Raw genomic sequence first — 19,506 nt, 5'->3', positions numbered from 1 at the left:
AACATGACGAGTTATACACTTAATATTAAAAGGGATCCTCAAGAGGATGAGAGGGATCAAAAGAAAATAGACCGACTGATTTTTCTCATATTTTTAGCTATAACTGTTGGAGTCCCACTTATCGTTAGTGCCGGTATAGATTCTTTTTATAGTCCAATTATTGAAAATGAAGCAACTTTTATGAGTGGATATAAGGGCGATTTATTTGCCCTGCATAAATCATATATTGCTATAACTGCCACGTCAATAATAGTACTGCTCTTCCTGTATAAGGTTATTTTTCTAAATTATAAAATTGTTCACAGATCAATAAATTGGTTAATGCTTATGTTTGGCATATGTATTATTATTGCTACTGTTTTTTCTCCGTATAAAACATTAGCGCTCTATGGAATGCCTAGCAGATATGATGGGGCAATAATGTATTTATGCTATTTACTCCTTTTTTTTATAGCAACACAAATTACTTATCCAGAAAATTCGATGAGAAAAATAATCTATTTATTTATCCCACTGGTATTAATTAATTTTGTGTTGACAGTTATGAATTTTTGGCATAAAGACGCCCTTGAATACCCGAAATTTAAAAAAATGATTACATTGTTTCTACCTGAAGGGTCTGGATTAGGAGAAGGATCACAATTAGTAGGCACATTGAATCAGATTAACTATATGAGCGGTTCATTTGCGGTAATTACAATCTTATTTTTGGTTACTGCGATGCTAGAAATTTCAATTAAAAGAAAAATAATGTTTTTTATATTTTCGATAATATCAGTGGCAACAATGTTAATGTCGATGTCAACAAGCGGATTTGTTACTTTGGGTTTGTTACTGTTATTAATTTTGGTGCTGATTTTTAAATCAGAGCAGCGAATGAAGTCATTTATAATCATATTGGTATTTATAATTAGCGCTACAGGTTTAATACCATTTCTCGCTCAAAAAAATCCGTTAGTATGGACAGAATCGGTTGGATTTTTCACAACTTCAAATCCTTTCGAGGTAAAAGAATCTACAGCCAGGATAATGGATAATTTGTTTATAGGGCCAAAAGTTGAAGCATCTGATAATCCTGATTTTAAGCTTCCCGAATTACCCGAAGCAGGTTATGGACCAGGCTCGGGAAGGACTTATATTTGGGAAAGAACGATTGATTTAGTAATGAAGCGACCATTTACAGGTTACGGCCTTGACACTCTGCCTTTTGTTTTTCCGCAAAATGAACCAGAAAAACATGCCCAAATAGGAACTTATACGGTTACGGTAGATAAACCACATAGTATGTACATTGGAGTGCTTTTTGGAACTGGTACTTTTGGTTTTATTGCTTTTATGGGTATTTTAGGTATGTCAATGCTATATGGAGTATCCTTTTTATTCAAAAAAGGTAGAATAAAGGGAAATTCAATTTACTTAACGGCATTATTATTTGCATGGGCTGCATATCTCCTTCAATCCTTATTCAACGATACTATTGTTGGCACGAGTTTGCATATGTGGATAATTGGCGGGATAGTAACTGCGAAATTTCTTTATGACGACTCTAAAAACGAAATTGTGGCTTAATTATCAGTTGTTGGGTAACTCTCAATTGATAGCCCTCTATAAAAATGGTTTTCCTGGTAAAAAGATTCGCGATATTTTTCAAACATAGTTGAGTCATCTAGGCAGATAAAATAAATTGTGTATCAAGAAAAAGAGCATATACAAAATGCTCTTTTTTTGATAGTTCCAAATAACCAATTATCGTTAAAATTCCTCATTTTTTACAAATTGTTGATATAATAAAAAGAACGCCTTGGCTTGGCAACAAGCGAGTTTAAACGATAATAGGAGTGATTGGGTTATAATGAAACGTTTTTTTCTTTTTTTAGTAGTTTGTATAATGATTATTAATATATTTCCAATAAATCATGCTAATGCTTCGCAAATCGATTGTACAGGAATTAAAATAGACCAAAAAATCTACTGGGACGGTGTGGAATTGAAGCCGGGACAAATTGGTAAGCTATTAATTTTAAATGATACCCCGCTCTATAAATTGGTAGACGGTGAACTAGTAATCGATAGGATTTTAAAAAAGGGAAGTACTTATAGGATTTATAATTTTAGAGCTGAGTATCTTGGGGTTGGCGGAGGTTATTTTGTTAAGCGGGATGAACGTATAGATTATAGGACGCCGTCCAAGCAAAAGTTGAATGCTGTAAGATGTGCAAATCCGAAACTAGACCCGCCTGCACCACCTGCTCCGCCTCCACCACCTCCTCCGGGAAATGAAGGCAATCCTCCTCCAGTTGTGGTTATCCCTGAAAAGCCTAAATTGGAACCTGTTGACCTTGGCCCGCAAGTATCCAACCTAAGCACGCTAGCATCAAAGGCGGGTGTGGATAATAACGGAAATGCTTATCTATATATCATTCTTCATGGGACCCCTTCATCTTTAGCGGTGGTAGATGTGAATACGAATGAAACTAAAAGTATTTTCTCGCTTGGAAATTCAACCAGTGCCTGGGCAATTGAGGTCGATCAAAACGGAATTGTCTGGGTTGGGGGTACCAGCAAAGGACATTTATATAGTTATAACCCAAACATCCCTGAGTTTAAAGACCATGGGGATATGCTGGCAGGTACAGCGGAAACCACAATCCAGGATTTGTCTGTTACACATCAATATGTATATGGCTCTACAGCGTACGGGGCTTCCGTGTTTGCTTTCAACAAATTCACCGGACAGCGTGAATTTATTCGCTCGGCATCGTTCGGAAAACAATTCGCCAAATCCATCCTGGCTGAACCGGACGACAGTAATCTTTATGTAAGTACAGGGCCGTTGGCCGAACTATTTAAATGGGATGTGAGATTAGATAAAAAAACTCCGCTTCTTTCAGATGTTTATAAGTCAGAGTCTTATGCGGAAAAAATGAAACGAATTGATTCTGACCTTATTGCAGTTAAATTTTTTCCTTCCAAAAGAGCTAATCTATATAGTCTTTCAAAAGGAGCTTTTTTACAGGAATTTGTGGCTGATTCCCGCGGATTCTCACCTATAGAGCCTGAAAAGAATGAATTCTATTATACGTTTGATGGTAATTTCTATGCATATCATCTGGGTACCGGAGAAATTCGAAATACCAATGCAAGGCTTCCGAGAAAACGGACGGCATTATCCCTCGATTTCATTCAATTAAAAACCAACCCTTCACGAAACATTCTGACAGGACTGATTGATAATGAGGGGAATTATTTCCTCTACAACCCTTTTTCAAACGTAGTTACGGTAAAAAAAGCAATTTTGCCTTCACATCCGGTTAACCTTCATACCTTATTTGCAGATCCGGACAATCGCTTTATTTATGTGAATGGATTTATGACCGGCGGCCTGACGAAGTTTGGCACAATTGAAAAAAAGGGAGTCCAGCTTGGCGGAGTAAACCAGCTAGAAAGTGCCATTGTTATGAATGGGAAGCTATATGGGGGCGCCTACCCAAAAGCAAGGCTTATTGAAATTACTTCAAATGAGTTATGGGATCAATCATCTGTAAGAGAGATGATTGCCCTCGATAAGTACAGGCAGGAACGGATTACGGCTATGGCTGGCTACAACAATACGCACTTGTTTGCGGGGACATATGCCCAGGATTCCCTTAAGGGCGGCCTGCTGCTCAACTATAATGTAGCAACTGGGGACTACAAGGTATATGAAGACTATATAACAAACCAGAGCATCATCTCATTGGTTCAAGATGATCAATATATATACGGCGGGACTTCCATCCATTCGAATTACCAGCGTGACCAATTCAGTGCGAAGTTCTTCCGTTTTAACTCTGCTAATCCGGAAGAAAAGGAATTCTTTTTTCTTCCTGTCCGGGCAACAATGGTCATGTCTTTAATAAAGGGTCCGGACGGGGATATTTGGGGAGCTGCGGACGGGACGATTTTCTCCTATAATCCTAATCTGAATAAATTCAGGTCTGTTAAGCTGTTAAATGCCATTTCCGGAAGATTCAGCAATGCCAGGCTTATTGCTGGGAAGGATGGCTTTGTGTACGGAACGATGGAAGGAAGGCTTTTCAGAATCAATCCAGCCGATATGTCTTATACCATCATGATTGAAAGCGGTGCTTATGAAATTGCCCAGGATGGAATGGGAAATATCTATTACAGGAACCTCGCGAATCTTTACATGATTCCGTTCGAGAGATTGCATCTTTAATAGAATAACGAACATAGAATTACCAAGCATCGGTCATTACTGATGCTTTTTTCTTATTTTAACATGTTAGTATATTGAATTTAGTGTAATGAATAAGTGAAACTCTTAACTCTTGTCAAAAATATGTCGTGCTATATTAGTTAAAATTTGTCGTATTAATAAGAAAGGTAATTTCCCTAAGTGGTATTTTAAGGTTAACCAACCAATTTCGTAAGGGAAAAGCCATACTGCCATACTCCCTCTTTTTTTCAATTTTTAAATTTTGAATTTTTTATTCGCCCTGGGCCTTGTGTTTTCCAAACAGCAATTAAACCATTTGGCTCACTTTGTTCTAGGAATCAATCTTACTGACGGCAGGCAGTAAGACGGTCTCAAACATCCGGAGGGCTATCCATAAACCAGCATGCAAAGCTGATTGCGACCGCAATTGACAATTGGCGATTCTATGAAACAGCAATCCAGAAGGCGATTTCCCATGTTCCGATTATCATTGTTGCCTTCCAGGTCACCAGGTAGCCACCCCACCCTTGAGGAGGGGTGCGAGCAATGCATAGGGAAATTAATGAAAGAACAGCTGCTATCAAGAAGGATAAGGAACTCTTTTCCAAGCCTGTGGAGGATTTCACGGAAGAAGAATAGAACCGACTTCAAACCCAGAAGGAATTCCTCACAAAGATTGTCGAAGCAGCACGGCTTCACCAAAAATCAGCGCCTCTTACCGTCTAAAGACTTTGAGGAGGCGATTTCACATCTGGCAGAATGGGAAGGAAGAAGTACTGCAAAGCGGACTAGAACCCTTCACGAAGCTCCACGGGACCATCTGGAACTGGCTGCCAGGAATTATAAACCGGTTTGTTCCCAGGATTTCAAATGTGAAAACCGCGCGAAAGAACAACCAACTTTGAGCCACAAACAATCAGGGCTTTGACGAATTCCGTGCTTAGCACATTTCGACAGTTCGCTAAGATTACGGCCACGGCTTTTTACCACTCTTCGACAAGGAATTTACCAACTGTTTACATCCCATTTACCAACCCTCTGATAGGTCGTTCCAAAGGCATTCTGGACACCGAGACTCCGGCGGTTATAGATGTGGCATCCCTTGTAGGCATCCCCCTTGGGGCGCTCCGGATGGTCACTGGGGCTGCCGGCCGAAAATTAGATGTTCAAGTGTGCGATAGTTGAGTATTTTGTTTTGCAAAATAGAAAAACATCTTTCCTTTTCCTGAAAAAATTGTTAAATTAACATAGAGGGTAATTAAAAAATCTGCCATTTTTTCTTAAACTATGACAAATGATGATAAATTTTACAAAGAAAGATACCAAGCTAGGGATCGAGATATAATAAACAATTAGATTAAAAGAATTGCTTGAGAAGATTAATAAACGGATATAAGTGATTTTTGGTATCACCGCTGCAATTACCTTTATTACTGTGCTTATGACTATCCGCTGATATATAAGGCGCCTGTACTAATCCTCATTATTCCGTTGTTGACTATCAAATTCATAAACTGATGATAACCTCCTCCGTCTCAGGAGAAGGAAAATCAACGACTATCTCCAATTTGGTCGTAACATTCGCACAGCAGGGAAATATTCGACACTTCTCCGGTACTTTGACCGATGCATAATATTATCGAACCAATCTTAGAATCATTTTCGTTAATAGTGAAATAAGACGGTTATATCAAAGGAAAGTTTGTAAGCTGCGAAAGCAAACATGTAGGAGTGGTGGAATTAATCAATCCCAAAAACCATTGATTTACTATGGTTAAAATTTACATATATGGAATCTCCCTTTACTAGAGCTATATTAGAGGTTAAAATGTAAATATGTATTTTGTGAAATTGTGGAAAGTGGAACAGAGCTGTTGTCAATGATTGATATGCATTGTTAATATTTTTATCCTTGATGCTCACAAATCCTGTGAGTTCATTTTCCGCTAGGTTACTAGGTATTAGAGGAGAAGTTATACTCTCCAAGAAAATGCCGAATTGCTTACTTGATAAAAATAATTACAAAGAAGAGCCGGAACAAATCAGGAATAAAGGATATTTGGCATTTTTCAACAAACAAATATGGTGAAATACTTTTGGCAAATGCCAAACGGAGATGCCTCCTGTCCGTTATCCATGTAGGTACTCGGCTATGCAGTGGGACTTTACCCTCCTTAGACGCCAGTCGTCAATTGCATAGTGTGAGGGGGGGTTAGATGCCCAAATTTTTATAGATAGATACCTAATGAAAGAACAGTAATTTACAATTCTATTTTTTCATTAGGTATTTATTTTGGGGATTATTGTTAGCATATTAGAGTTAAAGGGGGAAATGAATAAGTGACTTACAAATCCCGCCTGGCACTGCTTATTTTTATCGATTCGGTTTTGGTCCTCTCTGCGGTGTATATCAGCTACATTCCGCTCCACCCATCTTTGGGAATAACATCTTTCGGTACAATTTCAGTCAGCGCAATAACGATGCTTATAAGCCACCATATTTTTTCTTTTTATTATGGGCTGTATAAAAAGGCATGGGAATATGCGAGTACTGCTGAACTGTTTGCAATAGTAAAAGCTGTAACATTATCTGTAATTGTAACGGCGATGACGGAACATTTGGTCAATCATGGTTTTTACTTTCGGGCACTAATAAGTACGTGGATGACATATATTCTGGCTATTGGTGGATCGCGTTTTTTTTGGCGGACAATTCGTGATTCATATTTATACAAGAATAAAGCAAAGAAAAAAGCTTTAATAATCGGAGCGGGGTCAGCGGGACGCATGGTTGTTAGACAGCTTGTGAAAAGTCCTGATGCAGAATTGTGTCCGGTTGCTTTCATTGATGATGACGTGAGGAAGCAAAAGCTCCATTTCCTGGATATTCCGGTGATTGGCGGGATTGACTCCATACAGGCAGCAGTTAGAAATTTAGGCGTTGACAATATTATCATTGCTATTCCTTCTTTGAATAAAGCTGAGCTTAACCGGATTTTTACAGAATGTTCTAAAACAAAGGCAAAAACGCAAATCCTTCCTAAGCTGGAGGATCTTATGACTGGGAAGGTATCCACTCACGTACGGGACGTTGAGGTGGAGGATTTGCTTGGACGGGAGCCAGTAAAGCTGGATATGGAGAGAATCTCTGGTAATATTTTTGGTAACACTGTACTTGTAACAGGAGCCGGCGGTTCTATCGGTTCGGAAATCTGCCGTCAGATTTGCAGCTTTTCTCCTGCAAAAATTGTTCTCCTTGGCCACGGGGAGAACAGCATTTATCTGATTGATATGGAATTGCGAAGATTGTACGGAGATAAGATTGAAATCATTCCGGTAATAGGGGACATCAAGGATCGGAACCGGATGTTTGAGGTAATGGAAGAACATCTGCCCGACGTTGTTTACCATGCGGCTGCCCATAAACATGTGCCTTTAATGGAATACAATCCAAGGGAAGCTGTTAAAAACAATGTGTTTGGCACAAAGAACGTTGCGGAAGCCGCAGAAACGTTTGGAGTAAAAACATTTGTCCTTATTTCGTCAGACAAGGCGGTCAATCCAACAAATGTTATGGGTTCTACTAAACGAATTGCCGAAATGATTATTCAGAAGCTTGACCAGGAAAGTGAAACAAAGTTTGTCGCGGTTCGGTTCGGAAACGTCCTCGGCAGCCGTGGCAGCGTCATTCCATTATTTAAAAAGCAAATCCAGGCTGGCGGTCCGGTTACCGTTACTCACCCAGACATGACACGCTACTTTATGACCATCCCGGAAGCTTCACGATTGGTTATTCAGGCTGGTGCCCTCGCTAAGGGAGGGGAAATATTTGTTCTTGATATGGGTGAACCGGTGAAGATTGTAGACCTAGCCAAAAACCTTATCAAACTGTCGGGTTATACAATAGAAGAAATCGGGATTAAATACTCTGGAATTCGTCCCGGTGAAAAGATGTTTGAGGAACTTCTTAATGAAAAAGAAGTCCACCCTGTACCAATTTATCCAAAGATTTTTATCGGGAAAGCGGTGCTTGAACAGGAAGAGGAAATTGAGTACCTCCTGGAGAGATTTGAGCATTTTTCGAATGATAATATGAAGAAATTTGTGGTTAATTTGGCCAACCGAAAAAAGAATATAACTCTTAGCTTGGTGAAGTAATCTAATTGGGATAGACATCGAAAAACGACCAATTGCTCCTACTTTAGTGTGATTTTAGGTGGGAGTAATTTTTTTGTATTTAAATTCGTTATTTTAAAAGAACATTGAAAACCGGAAAGATTATCCATAAGTTTTTTTAGGCTTTAACTATACTGCAAAATCTTCAGTTTTACGGGCTGAATTTTGTCGCTTAAACGGTTGGTGGAAAGAGAACTAGAATTCAATATCATTCTGATTTTGGTCATAAGCTTATTTGGGAGTGTTACAAACATGTATCCGAAAATTAAAAGACTTATTGATATTACCCTATCCCTCGTGGCACTAATCCTTTTATTACCGATTTTTTTGATTATAGTAATAGCTATAAAAATGGAATCAAAGGGTCCAGTACTTTTTATGCAAAGACGAGTTGGAATAAATAAAAGCCATTTCAATATATTAAAATTCCGTACTATGAGAATCGATACGCCAAAGGACATTCCTACTCACTTATTGGATAAACCTGACCAGTATATTACGAAAATTGGCAAGTTTCTAAGGAAGACATCGCTTGATGAGTTACCGCAAATTTGGAATATATTTATTGGCCAAATGAGTATTATTGGACCACGTCCGGCATTGTGGAATCAGTATGATTTGATTGCGGAAAGAGATAAATACAATGCTAATAATGTGCTACCTGGATTGACCGGTTGGGCACAGATTAATGGGCGAGATGAGTTACCTATCGATGTCAAGGCAAAGTTGGATGGAGACTATGTTCAACAATTTGGCCTGTGGATGGATATCAAATGTTTTTTTGGAACTATAGTAAGTGTAATTAAGAGTGATGGGGTTGTCGAAGGTGGAACTAGTACAATAAAGGAAGTTGCAAGTACTAAATACACAGGTTCTGCAGGTAAGTCATAAAGGTGGAGAAAAAATGATATTGGTTACAGGGATCACCGGGCATAGTGGAAGACATTTTTTACAAGTGCTAATTAAAGACAAATATGATGGCCCGATTCGTTGTATTGTCCGAAATAATTCTGATAGATCATTATTGGATAATTCAGGTTTAAACATTGAAGTAGTAATTGGAGATCTAGAGAATCAAGAGACTATGAACAGCGCATTGAGTGGAATTGACACTGTCGTGCATATAGCTTCGATATTTTATTCGGTAACTGTTATCAAAGCAGCCATTAAAAACGGTGTTAAGAGAGCAATTCTAGTCCATACAACTGGTATTTATTCCAAATATAAAAGTGCGTCAGAAGAATATAAGCATATAGAACAAAATATTGAAAGTATCAAACAAGAAAACAACTCAAAAATTGGTGTCGTCTTTTTAAGGCCTACTATGATTTATGGAAACATCAATGACAGAAATATGATTGTTTTTATAAAAATGGTTGATAAGTTAAAGTTGTTTCCAATCATAAATCATGGAAGAAACCAGATCCAACCAGTTAATGGAAGAGATTTGGGTAAGGCATATTATCAAGTGCTAATGAAGGCACATATTTTAAATGGTGATTATATTTTATCTGGTGAAAAGCCAATTTCAATGAAGGATTTATTTAAGTTGATTGGCCGCATTTTAGATAAGAAGACTACATTTATCAGTGTACCATTGGAAATAGGCGTCATTTTGGCAAGAATTCTTAAAGTATGTTCGTTCGGAAAGATTGATTTTATAGAGAAGGTTCAGAGGATGGGAGAAGACAGAAGTTTTCCGCATGAAAAAGCCGCGAAGGATTTTGGTTATAAGCCCATGCCTCTTTCTGAAGGATTAAAGCTTGAAATTAAAGAGTATCTAACAAAGGTGAAATAGAAGCTGGAGGACAATTTAGTATGAAGATTCTTGTTGTCTGCCAATATTACTATCCGGAACCTTTTCGCATTTCAGACATCTGTGAATCATTAGTGAAAATGGGACATGATGTAACAGTGCTAACTGGCCTTCCAAATTATCCAGAGGGAAAAGTTCTTGATGGATATCGGTATGGGCAGAAAAGGAATGAAATTTTAAATGGTGTGAAGGTTATCCGCAGTTTTGAAATAGGCCGTGGAAATAATAAGATAAAACTCTTTTTAAATTATCTTAGCTTTGCTGTATCTGGTTCGTTTAAGGCACTTTTTTTAAAGGGAAATTTTGACGTGATATTAGTGAATCAGCTTTCGCCTGTTATGATGGGCATACCGGCCATTGTTTACAAGAAAAAGCATAAGAAAAAGATATTACTTTATTGTCTGGATTTATGGCCGGAGAGTTTAGCTGCTGGCGGTATAAGAGAAAATTCAGTGATTTATAAAATTTTTAAGAATATATCAAAATGGATTTATTCCTCGGCAGATTCCATAGCGGTCACATCTAGCATGTTTAAAGACTATTTTAAAAGTGTTCTTAATATTAGTAATGGTGAAATATACCATATACCGCAATATGCGGAAGAAATATTTGCTGAATCCATTTCGGTTGTTGATGATGGTATATATAATTTTGTGTTTGCGGGAAATATTGGTGATATGCAGAGCGTGGATACAATAGTTAAAGCAGCAAATGAATTACGTGAACGTTCAAATATTAAGTTTCATATAGTAGGAGATGGATCTAGATTAGAAGAATGTAAGGATCTTGCCAAGAAACTAAATTTGGAAAATATTATCTTCTATGGAAGAAGGCCTTTAAGCGAAATGCCGTATTTTTATGGGTTAGCGGATGCAATGTTAGTCACCTTAAAAAACAACAAATTTATATCTTACACGCTCCCAGGTAAAGTGCAATCGTATATGGCTGCTGGTAAACCGATAATTGGCGCAATAAACGGTGAGACTAATCGACTAATTAAAAAGGCTGAGTGCGGGTTATGTTGCTCTGCTGAAGATTATGTTCAATTAGCTGAAAAAATCGTACAGTTCTGTAATAGTGACGAGAAAGAAGTAATGGCTCAAAACTCCAATGAATTTTATAGCAAAAACTTTAGTAAACAAAGATTTATGTCACTATTAGAAGAGGCCCTGACTAAATTGGAGGGATAATGAATGTTTAAAGGTAAAACTTTACTCATTACTGGTGGTACCGGTTCTTTTGGACATGCAGTGATGAAGAGATTTTTAAAAACAAATATAAGTGAAATAAGAATTTTTTCTCGTGATGAAAAGAAGCAAGATGATATGCGGAAGCTTTATAAAAATGACAAACTCAAATTTTACATTGGGGATATCAGGGATTTAGCGAGCATTAAAAATGCGATGCATGGGGTTGATTATATTTTTCATGCCGCAGCGTTAAAGCAGGTTCCTTCATGCGAGTTTTTCCCACTTGAAGCTGTAAAAACAAATATAATTGGTACGGATAATGTATTGACAGCGGCCATTGATTACGGAGTGAAAAAAGTTATTTGTCTTTCAACAGATAAAGCGGCTTACCCAATTAATGCTATGGGGATATCGAAGGCGATGATGGAAAAAGTATTTATTGCTAAATCGAAAACGGTTAATCCTGAAAGGACATTAATATGCGGAACTCGATATGGTAATGTAATGGCTTCTCGCGGTTCGGTTATTCCATTATTTATAGAACAAATAAAAAATGGCGAGCCCATCACCGTAACAGATCCAAATATGACAAGATTTCTCATGACTCTTGAGGAGGCCGTTGAGTTAGTAGTTTTTGCGTTCAAGCATGCCCTAGCGGGGGATATTATGGTACAAAAATCACCTGCCAGCACTATCGGAGATCTTGCTCAAGCTATAAAAGAATTGTTTAATGCGAAAAATGAAATAAAAATTATAGGTACTCGTCATGGAGAAAAAAGATACGAAACGCTTCTTACTAAAGAGGAATATGTAAAAGCAGAGGGTTTACCTGGTTTTTATAAGGTGCCTGCGGATCAACGGGATCTTAACTATGATAAGTACTTTGCCGAGGGAAATTATAAGCTTTCCTCTGGAAAAGAGTATAATTCGGATAATACACAAATACTTAACGTAGAGCAAATTAAAGAAAAATTACTAGAATTGGATTATGTGCAAAATGAATTAAAACAATGGAATAAAAAGGTTCCTGCAATGAAATAAAGGTGGTAATTTTCATGAAAATTCTTGTAACGGGTTCAAATGGTTTTGTAGGGAAAAATCTTGTCGCAGAACTGAAAAACAAGGGATATAACGATTTATTTGAATTTACTAGGGAAACTGATCCTTTACTCCTTGAAACATATGCGAAAGAGTGTGATTTTGTTTTCCATTTAGCTGGAGTTAACAGGCCGAAAAATGAAGATGAATTCATTAAGGGTAATTTGGGTTTTACGACTCAATTATTAGATCTACTGAAAAAACATAATAATAAAGCGCCTGTCCTGATAACTTCTTCGATTCAAGCAACAATGGATAATCCTTATGGCAGAAGTAAAAAAGCTGTCGAGGATTTATTATTTAATTATTCTTATGAAACGGATAATAAAGTATATGTATATCGATTGCCAAACTTATTCGGTAAGTGGAGTAGGCCGAACTACAATACGGTAGTAGCTACTTTTTGTCATAATATAGCAAGAGGCCTCGATATACAAATTAGCAATCCAGACGCAGAACTAACCCTTTGTTATATAGACGATGTATTAGAAGAATTTATGAGCGCGCTTGAGGGAAACCCTACTATGCAAGAGGACGATTTTTGTATAGTGCCTATAACACATACTATCAAGCTTGGAGAATTGGCAAAATTAATAATGGGGTTCAAGGAAAGCAGAACAAGTTTATACATTCCAAATATGCAGGATCCTCTTACAAAAAAACTTTATAGTACTTATTTAAGTTTTTTACCCGAAAATCAATTTTCATATGATCTTAAAATGAATTGTGATCATAGAGGCTCTTTTACAGAATTTATAAGAACTGCTGATAGAGGGCAAGTGTCTATCAATGTATCAAAACCCGGGATTACAAAGGGCAATCATTGGCATCATACGAAAAACGAAAAATTTCTAGTTGTTAGTGGAGAAGGTTTGATTCGCTTTAAAAAAATTGATTCCGATGAAATCATAGAATATAGAGTTAGTGGGGAAAAATTACAAGTTGTTGATATTCCTACTGGATATACACACTCTATTGTGAATATAGGAGTAAGTGACCTGGTAACAGTAATGTGGGCGAATGAGTGCTTTGACCCAACTAAACCGGACACATATTTTGTGGAGGTATAGTAATGAAAAAACTAAAAGTCATGACAGTTGTGGGTACAAGGCCGGAAATCATCAGGCTATCGGCTGTTATAAATAAATTGGAAGAATCGAATGCAATAGATCATACACTTGTCCATACAGGGCAGAATTATGACTACGAATTAAATGAAGTTTTCATTAATGACTTTAATCTAAAAAAACCCGATTATTTTCTTGATGCTGCTACTGGATCTGCAATTGAAACGGTTGGGAATATTTTGATTAAAATCGATCCAATACTTGAAGAGGTAAAACCAGATGCTTTTTTAGTATTGGGAGATACGAATAGCTGCTTATGTGCTATTGCGGCAAAAAGAAAGCAAATTCCAATCTTTCACATGGAAGCTGGAAATAGATGCTTTGACCAAAGAGTGCCAGAAGAAACAAATAGAAAAATTGTTGATCATATAGCAGATATCAACTTAACATACAGTGACATTGCTAGAGAATATTTACTAAGAGAGGGTCTTCCAGCTGATAGAGTTATTAAGATTGGCAGCCCAATGTTTGAGGTTTTAAATTCTAGAAAAATTTCGATTGCGGAATCAAATGTACTAGAAAGATTACAACTTACAGAAGGAAATTTCTTTGTTGTTTCAGCCCATAGGGAAGAAAATATAAGCTCGGAAACTAATTTCCTTGATTTAGTTGGCAGTCTAAATGCTATTGCGGAAAAGTACGGCATGCCAGTAATTGTAAGTACGCATCCGAGAACAAAAAAAATGATTGAAACTAAAGGAATTGAATTTAATCCCCTTGTAAAGACATTGAAACCATTAGGATTCAACGATTATGTGAAACTTCAAATAAAAGCTAAAGCAGTACTTAGTGATAGTGGAACGATCAGTGAAGAATCTTCAATTTTAGGTTTTAGAGCTCTTAATATTAGACAAGCCCATGAAAGACCTGAAGCAATGGAAGAAGCATCGGTTATGATGACGGGGTTGAAGAGTGAAAGAATTTTACAAGGGTTGGAGATATTAGAAACGCAAGAATCTGATACATTGAGAACAGTTTCTGATTATAGTATGCCAAACGTTTCCGATAAGGTACTAAGAATCATACTGTCTTATACAGATTATATAAATAGGGTTGTCTGGAGTAAGTAAGGAGAGCGGAAAATGGAAAACCGAGAGCATCAAATTTGTACAAACTGTGTGATGGATACGACTGATAGTAAAATTATTTTTGATGAAAAAGGCGTTTGTGATTATTGTAATAGCTATTATAATGACATCCTGCCGCACTGGCAGCCAAACAGGACTAATGATGCAGAACTAGAAAGAATCTCAAATGAGATTCGTGAAGCAGGTAAAGGAAAAAAATATGATTGTATCATTGGATTCAGTGGTGGTACGGATAGTTCATACCTGGCTTACATCGCTAAAGAAAAAATGGGTTTAAGACCATTGCTCTATTCGGTTGACACTGGATGGAATTTAGACGTAGCTGTAGAAAATATGGAGAGACTTGTTAAAGCATTGGATTTGGATTTGTATACCGAAACGGTTAATTGGGAGGAAATGAAAGATCTGCAGCTCGCTTTTTTTAAGTCTCAAGTTGCCTATCAGGATCTTCCTCAAGATCATGTAATATTTGCTGGGTTATACAATTATGCAGTCAAGCATGGAATTAAATATGTCTTAACAGGATCTAATATTGCGACTGAAGCTGTTAGACCGCCAATTGAATGGGTACATCTTAACGACTTAACATTAATAAAGGACATCCACAATCAATTTGGGACGATTAAATTAAAGACACTTCCAATGTGCGGCATGTTTAAGTATAGATTGAACTATGCTTACATTAAGGGAATGAAACGTGTAGCTCCTTTAGATATTATTCATTATGATAAGGATGCAGCCGAAAAGGAATTGTATGACAAATTTGGCTGGCAAAAATATGAGAATAAGCATTATGAAAATATCTTTACGAGGTTTTATGAGGGATATTATTTACCAAAGAAATTCGGATATGACAAAAGAAAATCATACTTTTCTAATTTAATTTTAACTGGGCAAATGACTAGGGAAGAAGCATTGCAAAAGCTGGCAGAGTCACCTTATGACGAAGAGGTTATGCAAGAAGATAAGGAATATATCGCAAGTAAGTTAGGTATCTCCAAATCCGAATTCGAAGAAATAATTAACGGTGAAAACAAGACTTATAAAGATTATAAAAATTCTTTAGGGTTGATTGAACTTTCGATTAAAATAGCGAGAAAATTGGGAGTGGAAAAACGGAATTTCCGATAGGGAAATTATAAAAGATCATTGTAATGAAAATAGTGAGGATGTATAGTCCATGAAAGTTTTAATAATAGATGTAAATTATAAATTTAGCAGTACTGGTAAAATTGTTCATGATTTATATACTAATTTAAATAGGGATGGCCATAGTGTAAGGGTTTGTTATGGAAGGGGTTCTGAAACAAATGATTTTGAAGTATATAAATTTAGTAATAAATCAGAAGTTTACGCTCATGCACTCTTAACAAGATTAACAGGAAAAACTGGGAACTACTCCCGTTTTTCAACAAAGAAATTATTAAAATTGCTAGAAGATTTTAATCCAGATGTTGTCCATATCCATGAATTGCATGGTTATTTCGTAAACATTTCTCCAGTAATAAACTACTTGAAGGAAAAGAACATTAAAACTATATGGACGTTCCATTGTGAATTTATGTATACAGGAAAATGTGGTTATGCTTACGATTGCAACAAGTGGAAGACTGAATGTGGTAAGTGTCCTAGATTAAGAGAATATCCAGCTTCTCTTTTTTTTGATTTTACAAAAGAAATGTTTAATGAAAAGAAACATTTATTTGAAGACTTTGAAAAGCTAACAATTGTAACTCCTTCTAATTGGCTAGCAGACAGAACTAGAGAATCTTTTTTGGGTCGGAAAGATATAAGGGTAATACACAATGGGATTGATACTAATAATGTGTTTTTTCCAAGGGAAGTTGACCATCTTAAAATCAAGCATAATATAATAGATGAAAAAATAGTTCTTGCAGCGGCACCAGATTTACTTTCTAATCGTAAAGGTGGTCGTTGGGTAATAGAATTAGCAAAACGGATGAAAGACCAGAAGGTAAAGTTTATATTAATTGGCGTCGAAGAATTAGATCAGCCGTATGAAGATAATATTATTGCGTTAGGGAAGATTACTAATCAACACGAGCTTGCGGAGTATTACTCATTAGCTGATATTTTTATAATATGCAGCGAAAAGGAAAATTTTCCCACAACTTGCATAGAATCTTTAGCCTGTGGAACCCCAATCATTGGATTTGATGAGGGGGGGACAAGAGAAACTGCTCCTGATGGTTACGGAATATTTGTGCCCTATGGAGACTTAGATCTTCTTGAGACTACTTTAAATAAAGCACTTGTTAATAGGAAACATTTAAAATCGAAGCAGGAATGTTCTAAATATGGATCTTTAAATTATTCCAAAGATGTTATGTACAAAAAATATTTAAGTCTCTATCTGGAGGAGAAATGAAGATATTACATGTATGTTTGGCATCAGCTTTTACAGAAGGAATGAATTATCAAGAAAATTTCCTTTCAGATCAAAATATTACGGATGGACATGATGTTACAGTAATTTCTGATTGTTATAAATATGAAAAAGGTAAAATGGTAAAAACCAATGCTGAAGATAAAGTTCTCCCAAATGGTATAAGACTAATACGTTTAGAATACGACAGAGTAATAAATGCTTTAATTACAGGTAAAGTTAGAAAGGTTTCAGCTTTATTTGATACCATCGTAGAAATTTCACCTGATATCATTTTGTATCATGGAATGATAGGGTGGGAAATGTTATCTGTAGCTAAATATAAAATGAATAATCCTAAGGTAAAATTATACATTGATAGTCATGAGGACTTTAATAATTCAGCTAGGAATTTTATTTCAAAATACTTACAATATAAAATTTTTAATAGAGCTATCGTAAAAAAAATTCTCCCAGTTATTGATAAAGTTTTTTATGTTAGTTTTGAATCCCGTACTTTTCTTAAGGAATTATATAATGTACCTTCCGATTTAATGGAATTTTTTCCTTTAGGTGGCCTTATAATACATCCTTTAGAACGAAGTGAAATCAGGGAAAATGTTCGAAAAGAATTAGGTATAACCGAAGAACATATTGTATTTGTCCATTCTGGAAAAATGAGTATGGAAAAACGAACAAAAGATTTGTTAACAGCATTTTTAAAAGTAAAAGATAAAAAATTTAGGCTTATTCTTATAGGTGCTTTTCCTGAAAATACGTCAGAGGAGATTTTTCCTTTAATTAAATCCGATGATAGAATAAAATTTTTAGGATGGAAAAATGGAAATGAATTGCTAAATTATTTATGTGCCGCAGATATGTATCTTCAACCTGGAAGCCAATCAGCAACAATGCAAAATGCTATTTGCTGTGGCTGTCCAGTGATGCTTTACCCATATAAGAGTCATGAACTCTATTTAAAAAATAATGGATATTTTGTTAAAACATTAGATGATATAGTAAATGTATTTTTGAGTATTGAAAATGATCCGGAGATTTTAAAGGAAATGAGTAAGGCATCATACGGCGTAGCTTATGACCTTTTAGATTATCGAAAGCTAGCTTCCCGGTTATATGGATAACTTAAGACAAAGGGAAAAGGATCTCATTTAAATTATGTTCAAAATAAAAAAGTTAATATTAGACTTTGGGAGCAATATTTTTGCATCTATAATCCCAATTATTATGCTGCAAATCATTATATTTCCAATTTTCGCCCGAAAATTTGATGCGGGTATATTTGGTGAATTATTAACAATGATTGCAGTAGTAAATATTGTTTCGGCTATTTTTGGAAATACTTTAAATAATACTAGGTTAATTCAAAATACGAGTTATGTGGATGAGAAAAAATTTGGCGATTTCAACATCTTATTAATTTGGGGTAACATTATCTCATTCATTGTTATCTTTATCCTGGGCAATTCGTTATTTAAATTAATCCTGCTGGATAATATCTTGATATGTTTTCTGGCAGTTTTAATGCTAATAAAATCATATTTAAGTGTATCCTATCGTTTACATCTGAATTTTAAAATGGTTGTTTACTTAAACCTTATAACTAGTGTTGGTTATTTACTTGGAATCTTACTGGTTTTCAAAATTAGTAAATGGGTATTACCATTTCTTGTGGGAGAGCTGTGGGCCTGCATATTTTTGCTTTTTACTACAAAACTTTTAAAAGAACCATTTAAACTTACCATACTATTTAAAAAAACATTTACTAAATATATTTTCCTGGTTTTTACAGGTTTACTGGCTAATTTATCTGTATACTTAGATCGATTTATGATTTTTCCCATCCTAGGGAGTGAGTCTGTTTCAATTTATACAACAGCCGCTTTCTTTGGAAAAAGTTTGGGTTTAGTGGTTACTCCGATTGCAGGAGTCCTGCTGAGTTACTTTTCCCAAAAGGGTTTTAATATGAATAGGAAAAAATTCACTTCTATTAATATTCTTTTTTTAGGAACGGCCCTAATATTCCTTATTCTTTCGAACCAGTACTCTTACTGGATTACCGGCATCCTATATCCTACTCTTATTGATTCAGCCGAACCTTACCTGTTTTTAGCTAATCTAGCAGCTGTTATTGGAGTGGCAGCAACTATGGCAACTCCATTCGTCCTTAAGTATTCACCCAGTCATTGGCCGTTTACTATTGAGCTAATATATTTAATCGTGTATCTAATACTTAGCATTTTACTGCTAAATTCTTCTGGATTGTGGGGAATATGTGTGGCTGCAATATGTGCAAATTCAATAAAAGTTTTTATGCTGTATTTTGCCGGGATAAGGACTTTTACTCCCCAAGTTGAAAAAGCATATCTGTAATCTATGCACTTTTAA

The 19,506-nt window shown here is 35.9% G+C and carries 13 protein-coding genes; all 13 read left to right on the top strand.

Features of this window, described 5'->3' with window-relative positions; all coding sequences use genetic code 11:
* Positions 1 to 3 precede the first annotated feature (3 nt).
* The 13 genes from ADU24_RS20200 to ADU24_RS20140 all read left to right on the top strand — a co-directional run bounded on the left by ADU24_RS20200 (position 4) and on the right by ADU24_RS20140 (position 19,491).
* The gene (locus tag ADU24_RS20200) at positions 4 to 1,569 is read left to right on the top strand and encodes an O-antigen ligase family protein (RefSeq protein ID WP_053368323.1); all 1,566 of its coding nucleotides are present in this window, start codon (positions 4 to 6) and stop codon (positions 1,567 to 1,569) included.
* 319 nt (positions 1,570 to 1,888) lie between these two features.
* The gene (locus ADU24_RS20195; RefSeq protein WP_156324649.1) at positions 1,889 to 4,219 is read left to right on the top strand and encodes a hypothetical protein; all 2,331 of its coding nucleotides are present in this window, start codon (positions 1,889 to 1,891) and stop codon (positions 4,217 to 4,219) included.
* A gap of 2,340 nt (positions 4,220 to 6,559) precedes the next feature.
* Positions 6,560 to 8,377, top strand: a complete 1,818-nt coding sequence (locus ADU24_RS20190; protein WP_053368321.1) for a polysaccharide biosynthesis protein — start codon at positions 6,560 to 6,562, stop codon at positions 8,375 to 8,377.
* 270 nt (positions 8,378 to 8,647) lie between these two features.
* Positions 8,648 to 9,286: a sugar transferase gene (locus ADU24_RS20185; RefSeq protein ID WP_053368320.1), complete on the top strand. Its 639-nt coding sequence runs from the start codon at positions 8,648 to 8,650 to the stop codon at positions 9,284 to 9,286.
* Positions 9,287 to 9,299: 13 nt separating this feature from the next.
* Positions 9,300 to 10,193: an NAD-dependent epimerase/dehydratase family protein gene (locus tag ADU24_RS22775; protein WP_082306989.1), complete on the top strand. Its 894-nt coding sequence runs from the start codon at positions 9,300 to 9,302 to the stop codon at positions 10,191 to 10,193.
* A gap of 20 nt (positions 10,194 to 10,213) precedes the next feature.
* The gene (locus ADU24_RS20175; RefSeq protein WP_053368319.1) at positions 10,214 to 11,401 is read left to right on the top strand and encodes a glycosyltransferase family 4 protein; all 1,188 of its coding nucleotides are present in this window, start codon (positions 10,214 to 10,216) and stop codon (positions 11,399 to 11,401) included.
* A gap of 3 nt (positions 11,402 to 11,404) precedes the next feature.
* Positions 11,405 to 12,442 (top strand): nucleoside-diphosphate sugar epimerase/dehydratase, encoded by a 1,038-nt coding sequence (locus tag ADU24_RS20170; protein WP_053368318.1) that lies wholly within the window; start codon positions 11,405 to 11,407, stop codon positions 12,440 to 12,442.
* Between the two features lie 14 nt (positions 12,443 to 12,456).
* Entirely contained in the window at positions 12,457 to 13,569 is a 1,113-nt protein-coding gene (locus tag ADU24_RS20165; protein WP_053368317.1) for a capsular polysaccharide biosynthesis protein CapF, read from the top strand.
* Between the two features lie 2 nt (positions 13,570 to 13,571).
* Positions 13,572 to 14,696, top strand: a complete 1,125-nt coding sequence (gene wecB, locus ADU24_RS20160; protein ID WP_053368316.1) for a non-hydrolyzing UDP-N-acetylglucosamine 2-epimerase — start codon at positions 13,572 to 13,574, stop codon at positions 14,694 to 14,696.
* Positions 14,697 to 14,708: 12 nt separating this feature from the next.
* Positions 14,709 to 15,845 carry an N-acetyl sugar amidotransferase gene (locus tag ADU24_RS20155; protein ID WP_053368315.1) on the top strand — a complete coding sequence of 379 codons (1,137 nt, stop codon included), beginning with the start codon at positions 14,709 to 14,711 and terminating at the stop codon, positions 15,843 to 15,845.
* Positions 15,846 to 15,894: 49 nt separating this feature from the next.
* A complete protein-coding gene (locus tag ADU24_RS20150) occupies positions 15,895 to 17,103 on the top strand; it encodes a glycosyltransferase (RefSeq protein WP_053368314.1) in 1,209 nt (402 codons plus the stop codon).
* The gene (locus ADU24_RS20145; RefSeq protein ID WP_053368313.1) at positions 17,100 to 18,242 is read left to right on the top strand and encodes a glycosyltransferase family 4 protein; all 1,143 of its coding nucleotides are present in this window, start codon (positions 17,100 to 17,102) and stop codon (positions 18,240 to 18,242) included. The genes ADU24_RS20150 and ADU24_RS20145 overlap by 4 nt, the downstream gene beginning before the upstream one ends.
* Positions 18,243 to 18,276: 34 nt before the next feature.
* Positions 18,277 to 19,491 carry a hypothetical protein gene (locus ADU24_RS20140; protein ID WP_053368312.1) on the top strand — a complete coding sequence of 405 codons (1,215 nt, stop codon included), beginning with the start codon at positions 18,277 to 18,279 and terminating at the stop codon, positions 19,489 to 19,491.
* The last annotated feature ends 15 nt before the right edge of the window (positions 19,492 to 19,506 follow it).

Origin of the sequence: Bacillus sp. FJAT-27245 (assembly GCF_001273955.1) — a bacterium.
GTDB lineage: Bacteria > Bacillota > Bacilli > Bacillales > Cytobacillaceae > Bacillus_D.
Note: the sequence above shows the minus strand (reverse complement) of the source record. Positions and strands in the feature narration are given on the sequence as shown.

Excerpts from the sequence above, each read along its gene's own strand:
- ADU24_RS20200 (WP_053368323.1), top strand. The coding sequence starts at position 4 with ATGACGAGTTATACACTTAATATTAAAAGGGATCCTCAAGAGGATGAG.
- ADU24_RS20195 (WP_156324649.1), top strand. The coding sequence starts at position 1,889 with ATGATTATTAATATATTTCCAATAAATCATGCTAATGCTTCGCAAATC.
- ADU24_RS20185 (WP_053368320.1), top strand. The coding sequence starts at position 8,648 with ATGTATCCGAAAATTAAAAGACTTATTGATATTACCCTATCCCTCGTG.
- ADU24_RS22775 (WP_082306989.1), top strand. The coding sequence starts at position 9,300 with ATGATATTGGTTACAGGGATCACCGGGCATAGTGGAAGACATTTTTTA.
- ADU24_RS20175 (WP_053368319.1), top strand. The coding sequence starts at position 10,214 with ATGAAGATTCTTGTTGTCTGCCAATATTACTATCCGGAACCTTTTCGC.
- ADU24_RS20170 (WP_053368318.1), top strand. The coding sequence starts at position 11,405 with ATGTTTAAAGGTAAAACTTTACTCATTACTGGTGGTACCGGTTCTTTT.
- ADU24_RS20165 (WP_053368317.1), top strand. The coding sequence starts at position 12,457 with ATGAAAATTCTTGTAACGGGTTCAAATGGTTTTGTAGGGAAAAATCTT.
- wecB (WP_053368316.1), top strand. The coding sequence starts at position 13,572 with ATGAAAAAACTAAAAGTCATGACAGTTGTGGGTACAAGGCCGGAAATC.
- ADU24_RS20155 (WP_053368315.1), top strand. The coding sequence starts at position 14,709 with ATGGAAAACCGAGAGCATCAAATTTGTACAAACTGTGTGATGGATACG.
- ADU24_RS20150 (WP_053368314.1), top strand. The coding sequence starts at position 15,895 with ATGAAAGTTTTAATAATAGATGTAAATTATAAATTTAGCAGTACTGGT.
- ADU24_RS20145 (WP_053368313.1), top strand. The coding sequence starts at position 17,100 with ATGAAGATATTACATGTATGTTTGGCATCAGCTTTTACAGAAGGAATG.
- ADU24_RS20140 (WP_053368312.1), top strand. The coding sequence starts at position 18,277 with ATGTTCAAAATAAAAAAGTTAATATTAGACTTTGGGAGCAATATTTTT.